This is a genomic window from Serratia sp. JSRIV006, from assembly GCF_019968685.1.
GTDB classification, from domain to species: Bacteria; Pseudomonadota; Gammaproteobacteria; order Enterobacterales; family Enterobacteriaceae; genus Chania; species Chania fonticola_B.
Map to the genome: position 1 here is coordinate 2,783,552 of NZ_CP074137.1, position 14,161 is coordinate 2,797,712.

Consider the following 14,161-nt stretch of genomic DNA (forward strand, 5'->3'; position numbering starts at 1 on the left):
CGTGGTTCCTACTGTTGTTGGGATTGAGGTTTGGCCGAGTGTGGGCAAGCCGCCGGTACCGGATAAGGCGCGGCCTTCAGCGCCGAAAGAATGTTCAGTGGGTTGAAGTACTGACGCATCAGGGTGATTTGATGCTGTTCATTGAATTGATAACGGATCGCCCAGTCGTAGCGATAGGGTACGCGGCCGCATTTGGTCGTGCCTTGTTCGCCTCCGTAGGACATGGCCTGATCGCCGCTGAAGAAGGATTTCTCGACGCCCGCGCTGCCAAAATTCACCGTTGCACCAAGCAGCGTCCAAAAACGGGTAAACCCCTCGTGGCCGTAAAACACGCCCAGATAGGGGCATTCGCTGGGGCCGGAGATATCCCAGATCACCTCGTCACTCATGCAGGAGAGAGCCAACTGCAGGTTACCGGTGGAATAGGCTTGCTGCAGTTGATCCAGAGTGGCCTCATTGCTGGCAGTGGCATCTGCACTGGCATCTGCACTGTCGGTTAAGGTTACGGCTGCGGTGGCCGGAGCAGCCATCAACACCTGTTTACCCAGCAGCTGGTGGTTAGCCACGGTGTACTCAAACGTGGGGGCGCAGTGAAATAACTCCTTGCCGGGGAACGGGTTGGCGGTTATGGCGCGGAAATCATCCCGCAGCGCACACATCGCCACCACGGCGGCCATCAACTTGTCTGGGGCACCAGTAAATGCAGTTTGCAGATCGCCGAGTAACTGACAATAACGCTGGTTAAACCGGATGATGGCGTCACGAACTTCACCGGGTGGATAATCACTGACCTTGGCATTGCTGTCGATCAACACGCTTTTGTTCCACGGCACCGGGAAGGGGTCGCCGGTAGGGCCACTGGCCACGGTATCGCCTTTTTGATACAGCCGTTCATTGTAGATCTGGCTAAAACGGAAATAGTGGGCCAGCTCATCTTCATCCACGACCCAGATATCGTTTTCTGTACCTTCGCCCTGATCGGTGATCAGTTTCATGGCGGCAATCGCGGTCTTCAGATCGCTTACTTTCAGTACGTTGCCCCCGCCGCCGTAGTAGAAAACATCCGGCGGGATCTGGCGCTGCGGATCGCCGCAGAAAATCGCCCGTTCTCCATGGGTTTCCACCGCTGCCCGCAGCCGCGATTCGATGTAAAGATAAAACTCACCGATGGTCATATCGCTGGGGACTTCATTGGCGATGGCGCGCGGGCGGACATCTTTCGGATGCTCGATCACCATGCCCTGGAAGATGCCGTTTTTGGAGAAGCCGTACAGATTCACTTCAATATCATCAATATCGTAAGGCAGCCGCGCTGGATAGCTGGGCAGGAAATCGGGCGAATCGACTGCGGGTGTCCCGCCGATGGCGTTGAGCAGGTTGGCCGTCAGGGTGAAGTGCAGCATTTCCTCCACCACCACCGAACGCAGGGTTTCGATGATGCGCCAATCAACGTCGTCATCCAGGGTATAGAGCATCGTCAGATAGGGGGGAATGGTCGCATGCTCCAACTGCATGGCGTTTTGCAGCAGATTGCGCAGTTCGGTCAGATCCTGCGCCAGGCTTTTTTCGTCGGCAAACTGCACATAGCCGAGTTGGGCAAACGAGGTTTCAGCAAGCTGGAAGGTCTTGGCTTTTGCGGTCATGTTCATATCAATGTTTCCGTCCGAGTATATGGTCGGCAGTGGCGAAGGTCAGGGCCGTCATGGTGAGCGTGGGATTTGAGGTGCCCAGCGTTGGCATGCTGCCGCAGCCAATAACGTAAAGGTTGGGGTGATCCCAGCTTTGCTGGTGCCGGTTGACTACCGAATTCTCTGGCCGCGTTCCCATCCGGTGGGTGCCTGCAATATGGCCAACGCCCGCCCAGATGTAACCGTTACCTTGCCAGGTGAAATAACCGGGGTTGTCCGACTGGTAGTGGGTAAAATCCTTGATGCCCAGTTGGCTGAACAGGCTGCTGGCCACTTCGCGGCCAAACGCCATCCCGCCTTGGCTATAGTCGTCCACGTTGTAGTGGATCACTGGCCGGTAATTACCGAGCGGATCACGCCAGCGATCGTCGATGGTGACGCGATTGGCGGCATCCGGCAGCTGTTCGGTCATCATGTCCAGGCGGATTTGCCGGGGCAGTACCTGCCCAAGCTGCTGGCGTAACGCCTTGCCATACAATCGCTCGTCATCCACCATATCCAACGTGCTGTCCACCGGTTCGTTGCGTGGCCAGCTCCAGCCCCAGTTGCCGATCTCCAGCACAAAGGCGGCGCGGTCGCGGCGGAATTCGCCACCCCGGTAGTTCACCAGCGTTGACGTCAAACCCGGCCCACGAAATGCGCCTATCGCTTCCGGCGCTAACCCCCAAGACAAGATGGCGGGGTGATCCATCAGGTTACGCCCCAGCTCTCCGCTGGACTGACAGGCCTGTGATGCCTGTAATAACACGGCATTTTCGATGGCGTTGGCGGCCAGAATAAACAGCTCGCTGTGTAAGGTGATCGGCTCAAAGTCATGGCTGCTGTCGTTCTTCCACACCTTGCAGTCCAACGCGCTGATTTTCCCCGTCTCTGGCGCGATATGCAGACGAGAGGCAACCGCCTGGATCAGCAAATCGGCATCCGTTTCCACCAGGGTTTTTAACGCGTTGTAACGAGCCTGGATCGGGCAGATCGGAATACAGCTGGAGTTGCCCATGCAGCGGCGACCCACGGCCGGATTTCCCACCGCACCACGCGGGGTATAACCTGCATTGGGCACGCTGTTTCTGCCTTGCGGAATAGAGCGGATCTGGGCTTTGTCTGCCGTACCGGGTAATTCGGCCTGGGCCAATCCGGCGATCATCCAGCGATCCAGATAGCTCTGGGGGATCTTTTGCATCGGGTACTGATAGCCCTGCGCAAAATGGATGCCGTGGTATTGCTGATCCTGCACATCGGCGGAAACGCCAATTTCGAGTTCAGCGCGTTGATAATACGGCAGTAACTCTTCATAGCTCAGCGGCCAGTCCACGCCACGACCAAACAGCGTGGCCATGGCAAAATCCTCCGGCAGCATCCGTGGACAGCTGCCAAACCAGTGCAGCGAAGTGCCACCCAGCCGGCGGGTATAGTTACTTTCAAAGGGATAGGGCCCCATCTGCACGAAATACCCTTTGTGCGAAGGCTTACCGGGCGTGATGGGTTCAACGTCAGTCACTTCCGGCTGTGGTGCGTTAGGGGAATCGGGATAGGGTGCGTTAGGTGTTTTTGCCACGGCCTGCATAAAGGTTTGCACATGATCCAGGTGCTGGCCAAAGCTGTCGTTGCCCGTCCCGGCTTCGACGATCAGCACCCGGCGGCCAGCGCGGGTCAACTGCTTGGCCATGATACAACCGGCAAATCCTGAACCTACGATCACCGCATCATAGGGTTGGGCGGTGGCTTGCTGCCAATCAATCTGCCGCATGATGCCCCCCGTTCAGATCCTGCAGGATGTTGTGTGCAGCCCAACAGGTGAGCGCCGACATGGTTAACGTCGGGTTTGAGGTACCCATGTTGATCATGTTGCCGCAGCCCACCAGATAGAGGTTGGGATGCTCCCAGGTGCGCTGGTCCTTATTCACCACTGAGCTTTCTGGTGAATCGCCCATGCAGTGAGTTCCGGCAAAGTGCCCGGCACCGTTAAAGGTGAGAGTTCTGCCGTCTGGGCAGACGAAGGCTCCGGCATCCTCTTTTGAGTAGGACGAGTAGTTTTTGATATCGGCCTGGTCGAAGATTTTCATCGACATATCGTAAGCGCTGGCGAAACCGGCTCGGGTATAGGGCGATAAATCGTAGTGAATGACCGGGCGGTAGTTACCCATTATGTCTAGATAATTCGGATCGATGGTGACGCGGTTATCGTACTCCGGCAGCTGTTCCACCAGGATGCCGAAGCGGAATTGACGTGAAACCTGGTCTTTGAGCCTTTGACGTAACTCTTTACCGTGCAGTTGCTCGTCGTCTACCAGAGTGATCACATCTTTCGATGGCGCCTGAGCTGGCCACAGCCAACCGTCGTTGCCCATTTCGAACCGATACGGTGCGTGGTGTTTACGGAAGCTGCCACCGCGCAGATCCTCGATGCCGGAGGTCGCTAATGGGCCACGTAGCGGCCACAATGGCGTTTTTTTGGTAAGCCCCCATGTCAACAGCTCTGGGTGATCCATCAGATGGCGGCCAACCAGATCGTTGCCTTTACAGGCACCGGAGGCCAGTAATAGCACCGCGTTGGCGACAGCGTGGGCGGCGAGCACATAGCGTTTGCCCTTCACCGTATGCAGGCTGTAGGAGTCATCGCCAGGATATCGATAGTGTTTGAACTGAACGCTGTTGATCGCCTTGCTGTGTGGGTCGATATCCAATTGGAACGCCACGCTCTGCAACACGATATCGAGCATTTCGTGGTTGGCGGTGTTCAGCGTTTTCAGTGCATTATATTTGGCCTGAATAGGGCAGATAGGCACGCAACTGGAGTTACCCATGCAACGGTGGCCCACTTTGTCGTTACCCACGGCACCTTTTGGGGTATAGCCCCGGCCCTGATCGTAATCACTATTGGGAACGCTATTGCGTGAGGCGGGCGTTCCGCGCACTTTCAGGGTGTAAGACTTACCGTCATCTTCCACCTGCATGCCATCGATACGGCTGGCCAGTTGCTTGTCGCTCCAGCTCGCGGGCAGGCCGTGCATTGGATAAACATAGCCAGGTGGGAAGGTGACGCCCAGGTAAGACTGTTCTTCTACATTGGCGGAAACCCCAAGCTCCAGCTCCGCCTTGCGGTACCACGGCTCCAGCTCTTGATAATCGATCGGCCAATCGATACCCACGCCATACAGCGACTTCAGGCGAAAATCCTCTGGTAGCATGCGCAGCGAGGTGCCGAGCCAGTGCAGGGTGGTGCCACCGAGATAACGGGTGTAGGTCGAACTGAATGGCAGCGGCCCCCGCTGGACAAAGTAACCTTTATCGCTTGGCGTCTTGCTGACTTCGGTTTCCAGCGGTTCCGGGGCATTAGGATTGCTTGGGTAGGGCGCATTGGGGATTTTGATGGTGGCGGTATAAAAGGTGTTGAGGTAGTCCAGATAGCCTTGATAATCCGTCCCCAATCCGGTACCGGCTTCGACAATCAGGCAGCGTTTTCCCGCTTGCGTCAGGGTTTTGGCAACGATGGCGCCGGAGATCCCACCCCCTACGATCACCACGTCGTACTCGGTTGTCTCTGCTTGTTCAGGAGTGATGATATTCATAGTTTCACCACTGTGGATGTGGTGACTGGCGGTTCAGACCAGGCACCAAAGCCTTGTTGTTTGGCACCCTGTGGATGGGCATGGATCGCATCCCATACCAAGCCCTGTTGATAGCTGTTAGCACTGGGGATCTGGGTATCATTCGGGTTGTCTGGCGAATACCACTGGCCTAGGTACCACAGTTTGATAATGCTGCTCACCAACGTTGACAGCTTTTCAGAACCCAGCAGTTGGGTTTCTACAAAGTAAGAGTGCTGTGCAGCATCTGCCGGGAGATCGCCGTACGTTGCCAACAACGTGGCAAAACGTTCTGCCGCGTGCGTTTGTACCCAGTCAAAATAAAAGGCTGCCTGACCCGTACCGAGTAACTCAAAGCGGTCGAAACCGGTTAATAAACGGGAAAGATCGATAAATTGCTGTAGTGCCGCATCGGATGCAAATTGTTCATCGCTCATAAGGTGCTGCCTGTATGGGTTTTTATTATGGTGGCCTTAATACTGCCACCGGGAAAAATCAATAAAACAGGTTGCATTAGTCATTCTATTTATTGCTATGGATTAATAGGGCGTATTAATCCCTGAGCCTCCAGTAACGTGGATGTTCATAATTTTTGTTTTATAGATGCACTGAAAATAACGCTATTGTAAAAACAATAACGGTAATTTGATGCATGTTAACCTTTTGAATTTAAATGAATAGCCTGTGCTGCGCGCAAGCAAGATCGCCGCTGGTGGCGAACAGTTACGTGAGGCTCACAAAGTTTACTTCCCGGGCTAATGATATTAGCGGTGAATTGCTATGCTAAATAAAATGAAATACACAGAGCGGGCCAGCATTGCGCAGGCGCGTGGTACCTCATTAAAATAAAAGCTCGTTCCGAATGTTACGGGTTAAAGTACGTGGTTAAGTTTTTTATTTCTCTTAATCCACCACATTCTTCAGAGTGTAATAAATATGGTATGAGAGGCCATATTCCGCAAGCTTAAGCATTAATAAAGTATTTAATGATATATAATCCCCACGATGGCGATATGTTTAGCTGCCAAAAAACCAATGTCAGCATAAAATGCCAATTATTAACATTTGATCCCTATAGATAGAAAGATAATTCTTCTCAAGCTTACTATAACGCCGCGATCTAAGGAGGCGGGCATGCAGGTGGCATCGGTTTTTATGAAAGTTTATTTAATGTGTTAGATCAAGGTTTACTACGAATTTCGTTGTAAAAATGCAACTTAGGATTAGATTGATTGCGATTATCATTAACTCTCAATAGGTGCAACATGGTGAATTGGTTTAATCGTGTCATGGATCGTCCGGATCTGGGCAAACTGATACTGCGCTTGGCGTTCAGCATTATGATGATATTCCATGGGTGGCATAAACTGATCGGCGGCATCGATTATATCCAGGGATTGCTGACTCAACATGGGTTGCCAGGATTTATCGGTTACGGCGTTTTCGTCGGTGAGCTAGTAGCTCCACTGTTGATTATTTTGGGGATTTTTACCCGCCCGGCGGCGTTGGTGTTTTCATTTACCATGCTGGCGGCTTACCTGCTGATCGATCCCGGCAAGGCGCTGATGCTGACCAAGGTAGGGGCCTGGGGAGCAGAAGATATGGCGGTGTATTTCTTTGCCGGGCTGGCCATCGCCTTCCTTGGCAGCGGTCGCTATTCGGTAATGAAGGATCCGAACTGGCGCTGAGGTAGGCTAGCCGGTATCGCTAGGGCTCACTCCGTGGCATTCCAGTGCTGAATGCCACTTCAATATTTCTCAACATTAATACTTAGCTTTTCAGCGCGAACACAATTCGCCAACTGGTATAGCTCCAGTGAAAGCCCGATTGCTCTCTCTGTAAGAACCCGTGTGAGATAGGCCGATGATACGCATTGGCATCGATTTCGTGATGTTTACGTTTAACATGCTGGTGTCCACTGGCTTCTTCAAATTGGTCAATTTTTGACAGTTTGTCGTAGAGAGTTTAGTCTGGTTCCGGATACAACCCTTAATAAAACATGGAGTAATGTCATGGAAGAGGCTGACAAAGAGGCTCGCAGGATATGAGCAGAGGAATGAACTACCAGGGAATATCGGTCATTTGCCAGGGCGATACCACCACCACAGGGGGGCGGGTACTGGAGGGGGTTCTGGGAAATCGTTACACGTGTGATGGTATTCCCGTCGCGCTGAAAGGGCATAAGGTTTCGTGTCCGGCTTGCGGGAAAATCGGGGTTATTGCCGAAGGGGAAGTAAACTTAAGTTTTTATGGTGTACCAACGGCACTTGACGGCCATCGTGTGGCTTGTGGTTGCCCGGCTGGTAGCCATCGTCTTGTTGCGAGCAGTCAACCGCTCTCGGTTGCCCCATCTATCTCTCCGCGCTCAATGCCGATGAATAGCGGACCGGCAGCGGCGCCAGCGCAGTATGCTCAAAGCGCTAAGAAACAGGCAGCAGAGCCAGAGCAGCACGCACAGGCGGCCAAAAAGGAAAGGCAGAAGCGGGAAATTACCCTGACCATCGGGGTGTTTTTCGACGGCACCGGCAATAATGCGGATAATACTGCAGCCAGCCTTGATGCCTGCTCCGGAGAGCATTTTGGGATGAACAATGCCGATGCTCAGTCAGCTTATTTCCAATGCGTTCAACTAAAAAGCGGACACAGCGGCTTCGCAGCAGGAAGTCATCTCGGCTATTACACCAATGTTCACTGGCTAAATATTCTGTATAACCAAAAACTCACTGCCGATACGGGATACGGCCAGCGTGCAATTTATATCGAGGGGATTGGTACGGAAAGCGGGGAAGGCGACAGTACTTACGGGATGGGCACCGGCAGAGGTAACTCCGGAGTGGTGAGAAAAACCGATAAGGCAGTCGCTATGCTGGTTGCTGCTATCAAAGGTTATCTGGATAACCTGCCTGACGCCAGTTCCTGGACCATCAAAGAATTGCAGTTTGATATTTTCGGGTTCAGTCGGGGAGCTGCAGCGGCACGGCATTTTGCCAACCGGGTATTCAGTCAGGATCAGGCGATTATCGCTGCCATCAAGGCCGGCTTGGGAAGTATTGAGTTCTCAGGCACTCCCGGCGGTAAAACCCGTTTTCTGGGGATATTTGATACGGTGGCTGGCATCGGTACGCCGGTCAACGGGTTCAATCCGCACAGCGCCGATACGGGCGAGGTGAATATTGTGCTGCGTCCGGGGGTGGCCGAGAAGGTTTTTCATATCACCGCACAGCACGAATGCCGGTTTAACTTTGCGTTGAACAGCGTGAAACCTGCATGGCCGGAACTGGCTTTGCCCGGTGCACACTCTGACATTGGTGGCGGTTATAACCCTGATGAGTACGAAGCCTATTTCATCACCCGTCCGCAGTTTGAAACCGTACCCTTTTCCACACCTGATACGAAAACGCGGGTTTATCAGCAGGCCTGTGAGCAACTCAGTGCGATGGATACCTGGCCAGCTATTGGCCCTTTATTGCAGGCAGTGGAGATTAACATTGATACTTGGCACGACGAGCGGATGCCAGCCGATCGCTACGGCATGCCGCAAAAACGCAGCGGGGCGGCAGCGGTCATTGAGCGCCCGACGCGCAACGACTGGTCGAGAGTGGTGCTGCGGGTAATGATCGATGCGGCGCAGGACGCAGGCGTGGCATTCGATCCTATATTACCTAAAGACGATAATCTGTCACTGCGAGCTGATCTGAACAGCCTGTGTGAAAAAGCGATTGTGATGGGCCGCGCAGTACGGAATGGGGCATCTGCTCCCGGATTCACTAGTCAGGAAATCGAAATGCTGGCGGAGAAAGATATCCATTGTTCAGCCAACTGGAACAGTGTGGTCAGAGACGGTGAGGGGATGATAGCTGGGGCAGTCAAACCGGCGAAGCTGGTAACCTTTACTAACCGTCCTGACGAAAGCTGGCAGAGAACGGTATACGATATGGATGGAAATAAAATATGAAAATAACCTGTCTGGCGGGGCTTCTTCCGGTACTGCTGCTGACTGCGTGCCACAGTCACAGTGCGGGCAAGCCCGAGGCTTCTGTGCAAAACGATGTGCCCACCGAGTGGAAATTTAATTTTTTCACGCCCAAGGCTCTACCCGCACTGGTAACGTTTGTCGCAATTCTTGATGCTGACGGTATTGATTACCGGTTTAATACGTTGGACAGCACCCCGGACCTGGATAAAGTGATCGATAATTGGAATGATACCGATCGAGCACCCGGAGGGCACTGGAATCACGTTAAACATCCCCCTAGGCATATTCTTTTTTGCTGGGATTCCGTGATTGATAAAAGAGTGTATGAAACTCGCCTGACCCTGTCTGACGCCGTTGTGGATAAAATGCGCAAACCCAGCGTGTATAAGGATTATCAGGGTAATATCCGGTATTACGACAATATACAAATTGGTCTGGCTCCGGAAGGTAAGGTTGCAGTCTGGCTACGAGGTATCGGTAGTCAGCCTAATTATCGCGTGACGCCATCAGTCTTAAAGACCGTGTCCGGGGATAAATTAGAGCTTTGCAAAGGAATAACACGGTTTTCTAACGGCTATGAATATGGGGAGAATACTGAGGATTTTATCAGAGGGAAAACCTATCCCTACGGCAATTGGTAGCAGACATTGTTCCTAACCCGTCTGGCAGGGCTTCTTCTGATACTGGTGCTGATGGCATGCCACGGCGCTGGCCAGCCCGATGCTTCAGTCCAAAACGACGTGCCCACCGAGTGGAAATTTAATTTTTTCACGCCCAAGGCTCTACCCGCATTGGTAACGTTTGTCGCAATTCTTGGTGCTAAGGGTACTGATTACCGGTTTAATACGCTGGACAGCACCCCGGACCTGGATAAAGTCATCGGTAATTGGAATGATACCGATCGAGCACCCGGAGGGCACTGGAGTCACGTTAAACATCCCCCTAGGCATATTCTTCTTTGCTGGGACTCCGTGATTGATAAAAGAGTGTATGAAACTCGCCTGACCTTGCCTGACGCCGTTGTGGATAAAATGAGCAAACACAGCATGTATAAAGATTATCAGGGTAATATCCGGTATTACGACAATATACAAATTGGTCTGGCTCCGGAAGGTAAGATTGCAGTCTGGCTACGAGGTATCGGTAATAAGCCTAATATTCGCGTGACGCCATCAGTCTTAAAGACCGTGTCTGGGGATAAATTAGAGCTTTGCAAAGGAATAACCAAGAGTGATTTTTCTTATGGATATGACAAAGACATAATAGATTTTATTAAGGGGAAAGCGTATCCGTATGGTAATTGGTAGCAGACATTGTTCCTAACATGACAGTTTTGCTGTTGAAGCACTTGGGTGAAGAGCGGTAACGACGAAAAGGCTAGAACGAGTCATCACAGACATACATTTTGGTGAAATCTGCACGGTTAGTGTAGCCATACCATTTCAGATTTCACGTAGCACGATCAATAAAGCAGGGGGTTTTGGTCTGTTGATGAGGTAAAAATGGTCAACAGGTTGGTTTTAGGTATCTGTTTGGCCATAGTGTTAACGTGAAGATTGCGAAAACGAAATCCTGCCCGATCACCATTTTGAGGCTCTAAATGCTCTGGCAGAGAAAGTTATGTTTTTGTTGGATAGGCTTCTTGATGGAAAGCTTATCTTTGTGGCTCGTGATGATGGGATGCTGGCCAGGCTTGGCAAGGGTCGAGACAGTTGGGCACTCGAACAACCAGAAATTGTTCCAATGATTTCGTGTAGTCGTAGAATCTAGGGATGGGTGCAAGCAGGAGCGTCAACTTTCGGGGATGATGTATTACGCCGGAAACTAATAGACTCAGTTCTCGACTTGCCAACCAACTGCTAATGAAGAGCAAGCTTTGTCGGTTGCATCAGCGGATTGCTTGGATGAGATTTGCTACTGAAAAATCAGATAAGAGCATGAGGTTGACTGACCAATGACAGTACCAGATAGCCAGATTCCACGCATTGTTGCTTTTGTCAAGGCTCAATAGGAATGTCTATACGCTGGCTCATTAGAAATGTCTAAGGTTCAGTGCTCTTATCCAGAACGGCGTGAGATATTCCAGTTTCTCTATCAGGTGAGAGATGGCGATGGTACTAGGTTTCCTGTTAGATATCGGCGTCCACGGACAAGTTTGTCTATACAGTCATGGTCACAGCCGTCAATCTGAATCAGCTCGCCAGTGCAGGGCCGCCGGTATCTGGGCTGATGAATTTTCGGAGGACGCATTTTTCTGGGAACCCATAAACCAGCGTTGATCATCAGCCTTCGAACAGTCTCTTTCCCCAAGACCAGCCCGTGAATTTCTTCGAGTTTTTCTCGCGCTAGCGTTGGCCCAAAATCAGGGTAGTTTTTCCTTATGATCTCCAATACCTGATCAGTAAAACCCCTGGGAAGTAAGCGATTGCCGGGATTTCCTCGGCTACGATTGTTTATGCCAAGCGGACCGTGTTCACGGTAGCGTTTAAGTAATCGACTACAGTGACGGGGTGTGATCCCGAGATGCTCAGCGGCTCGGCCAGGCGTGAGCCAGCGGTCAATGACATCCTGTAGAGTTTTGATGCGATTAATCTCTTTCACAGTAAACAGTCCTGAGCTTTCTGTGCTCATGGCCATTTCTCCAGGCAGTTTCTTTTTTTACCCCCACAGTAAAAAGAAAGTTAACCCCCGAAAGACAACCATAGCGCAGACATTTGGATTGAGCCAGAATTAGACATTAGCATTGAGCCTCTACAGCTTTGGTGCGCATAATGTATATTATGTTAAATTGAATTGGCAATTACGCACCGGGTTATCCCGCTATGTTTATCTCTCCTCACCTTCACGCTTTGTCTGCTTGGTTTTCTTGAAGTTGGTTCATGGGTGGCGATTATTCGAGTTGATACACAGTTGGCTTCAATCCTCGATCTGTGTTCCTTGATGAAAACGCATCTGCCAATGGCCTCCGCGCTCTTGTGACGATTGCAACCAGATCGAAGAACGCTCGGCACGGCGAACTATGCTGCCATCCGCATCACGTTGAAAACTTTTATACCTCAACAATACGGCACCATCGGCAATCTTCACCAGTTTGAATTCTTCGGCAAAGATCTCTGGCTGGCCGCTTTCCAACTTTAGTGCCGCAATGGTTTGCTGCCTGTCATAGTGCAGCCCGGAACAGCCGATCTCTTCAAAATCGTCATGCAGCAATTCTCCGACGAGATTGGCATCCTTGCGCGTTGCCGAATGATGGAGCTGAACCTCCAGTGATTGGATTACTGGCAAAAGCTGTGCAATATCGTTCAAAACGCCCTGCTTTTTTGATCGCGCTACGTGAAATCTGAGAACTAATGGCTGTCATTACCCAACAGATTTCACCAGAGGAAGCCTTTTGGCTGCGCCGAATTGACTAGCAACTCGACGCAGATTCGGGTACTAAAGGATTACGCGTTGAGCAATTTTTCAGCCGTCTCTTTCACGCTTGTCAGCAGGACTTTTACGTCCTCCAGGCAAACCGTTGGGTTCAGCAGCGTTAGCTTCAGACATGTTACCCCATCTGCTTCCGTTACCCCAACGTTGGCACTACCTGATGCCAACAGAACATCGCCGATACGCTGGTTCAACAGCGCGATAAACGCACGATCGTCGCTTTTCGGGCAGAAACGGAACAGTACGCTTGCCAACTGTGGCTGCATAACCAGTTCCAGATGCGGTTGTGCAGAGACATACTCAGCCACTTTCTGTGACAACGTAACGCCGTTATCAATGATTTCGGCGTACTGCTTTTTACCCAACGCTTCAAGGCCCATCCACAGTTTCAGGGCATCAAAACGACGTGTGGTTTGCAGTGATTTTGACACCAGGTTCGGTACGCCCTGCTCTTCGTCAAAATCAGAGTTCAGGTACGCCGCCTGATAACGCATCAGCTCGTAATGGCGTGCGTCTTTCAGCAGGAATGCACCACAGCTGATGGTCTGGAAGAACTGCTTGTGGAAATCCAGTGTCACGGAGTCTGCGGATTCCAGGCCGTTCAGGTAGTGGCGATACTTCTCAGAAAGCAGCAGCGCTCCGCCCCATGCGGCATCAACGTGAACCCAGATATTTTCCTGCGCGGCCAGCGCGGTGATTTCCTCTAACGGATCAATCGCACCCGCATCGGTCGTACCGGCGGTGGCCACAATCGCCAGCACCTGCTCACCGTTGGTTTTCGCCTGCGCCAGTTTGGTTTTCAGGTCAGCGATATCCATACGTGAGAACGCATCGGTTTTCACCTGGGTCACTGACTGATAGCCCAGCCCCATCAACGCCATGTTTTTTTGCACGGAGAAGTGTGCGCTTTCGGAGCAAAACACTTTGATTTTGCTCAGATCGCCCGTTAAACCCTGCTGCTGAACGGAGTGCCCCTGACGCGCGAAGAAAGCATCACGCGCCAGCATCAGCCCCATAAGGTTACTTTGGGTTCCGCCACTGGTGAACACGCCGGCATCACCGGCGTTGTATCCTATCTGCTCACGCAGCCACTCGATGAGTTTGATCTCAATGATGGTGGCTGACGGGCTTTGATCCCAGGAGTCCATGCTCTGGTTAGTGGCATTGATCAGCACCTCTGCTGCCTGGCTAATCACCAGGCTCGGGCAGTGCAGATGCGCCACACATTGTGCGTGATGTACAGAGAGGCTGTCCTTGAGGAAATACTCAACTGCACGCTCAATGGCGGCCTGGTTACCTAGGCCCTGAGAGGTAAAGTTCAACTGGATGCGCTCGCGCAACTGGTCGACGGTTTTCCCCTGATACATTTCAGGCTGCTTTAGCCAGTCGATCACGGCTTTGCTGCTCTGCTCAATGGCATCCTGATAGGCGGCGATACTTTGCGCCGAACCGGACAAAATTGGGTTGTTATCAGACACGAT

10 protein-coding genes and 1 pseudogene are annotated in these 14,161 nt (G+C 51.9%); 4 read left to right on the forward strand and 7 right to left on the reverse strand.

What is annotated here, in order from left to right:
- Positions 1 to 8: 8 nt before the first annotated feature.
- The 4 genes from KGP16_RS12930 to KGP16_RS12945 are packed head-to-tail and all read right to left on the reverse strand — an operon-like array spanning position 9 to position 5,712.
- Positions 9 to 1,649: a ferritin-like protein gene (locus KGP16_RS12930; RefSeq protein WP_223501446.1), complete on the reverse strand. Its 1,641-nt coding sequence runs from the start codon at positions 1,647 to 1,649 to the stop codon at positions 9 to 11.
- Between the two features lies 1 nt (position 1,650).
- A complete protein-coding gene (locus tag KGP16_RS12935) occupies positions 1,651 to 3,435 on the reverse strand; it encodes a GMC family oxidoreductase (RefSeq protein ID WP_059200790.1) in 1,785 nt (594 codons plus the stop codon).
- Complete coding sequence (locus KGP16_RS12940; RefSeq protein WP_094981732.1) at positions 3,422 to 5,257, reverse strand: GMC family oxidoreductase; 1,836 nt, start codon at positions 5,255 to 5,257, stop codon at positions 3,422 to 3,424. Before KGP16_RS12940 ends, KGP16_RS12935 begins: the two co-directional genes overlap by 14 nt.
- On the reverse strand, positions 5,254 to 5,712 hold the full coding sequence (locus KGP16_RS12945; RefSeq protein ID WP_223501449.1) for a hypothetical protein: 459 nt from the start codon (positions 5,710 to 5,712) through the stop codon (positions 5,254 to 5,256). Before KGP16_RS12945 ends, KGP16_RS12940 begins: the two co-directional genes overlap by 4 nt.
- An 828-nt stretch (positions 5,713 to 6,540) precedes the next feature.
- Between KGP16_RS12945 and KGP16_RS12950 the strand changes: the two genes are divergently transcribed.
- The 4 genes from KGP16_RS12950 (at position 6,541) to KGP16_RS12965 (ending at position 10,558) form a co-directional block, all read left to right on the forward strand.
- On the forward strand, positions 6,541 to 6,963 hold the full coding sequence (locus KGP16_RS12950; protein WP_021806367.1) for a DoxX family protein: 423 nt from the start codon (positions 6,541 to 6,543) through the stop codon (positions 6,961 to 6,963).
- A gap of 368 nt (positions 6,964 to 7,331) precedes the next feature.
- Entirely contained in the window at positions 7,332 to 9,230 is a 1,899-nt protein-coding gene (locus tag KGP16_RS12955; RefSeq protein WP_223501451.1) for a PAAR domain-containing protein, read from the forward strand.
- Positions 9,227 to 9,892, forward strand: coding sequence for a DUF2931 family protein (locus KGP16_RS12960; protein ID WP_218519373.1), 666 nt, complete (start codon positions 9,227 to 9,229; stop codon positions 9,890 to 9,892). The genes KGP16_RS12955 and KGP16_RS12960 overlap by 4 nt, the downstream gene beginning before the upstream one ends.
- A gap of 6 nt (positions 9,893 to 9,898) precedes the next feature.
- On the forward strand, positions 9,899 to 10,558 hold the full coding sequence (locus tag KGP16_RS12965; protein WP_218519372.1) for a DUF2931 family protein: 660 nt from the start codon (positions 9,899 to 9,901) through the stop codon (positions 10,556 to 10,558).
- An 859-nt stretch (positions 10,559 to 11,417) separates the two neighbouring features.
- On the opposite strand, the pseudogene KGP16_RS12970 reads toward KGP16_RS12965, so the two are convergent.
- The 3 genes and pseudogenes from KGP16_RS12970 to KGP16_RS12980 form a co-directional block, all read right to left on the reverse strand.
- Positions 11,418 to 11,882 (reverse strand): annotated as a pseudogene (locus tag KGP16_RS12970) (helix-turn-helix domain-containing protein); the annotation flags it as partial.
- A 285-nt stretch (positions 11,883 to 12,167) separates the two neighbouring features.
- Complete coding sequence (locus KGP16_RS12975) at positions 12,168 to 12,557, reverse strand: DUF4440 domain-containing protein (protein ID WP_223501452.1); 390 nt, start codon at positions 12,555 to 12,557, stop codon at positions 12,168 to 12,170.
- A gap of 137 nt (positions 12,558 to 12,694) precedes the next feature.
- Positions 12,695 to 14,158, reverse strand: a complete 1,464-nt coding sequence (locus tag KGP16_RS12980; RefSeq protein ID WP_223501453.1) for an aspartate aminotransferase family protein — start codon at positions 14,156 to 14,158, stop codon at positions 12,695 to 12,697.
- Between the last annotated feature and the right edge of the window lie 3 nt (positions 14,159 to 14,161).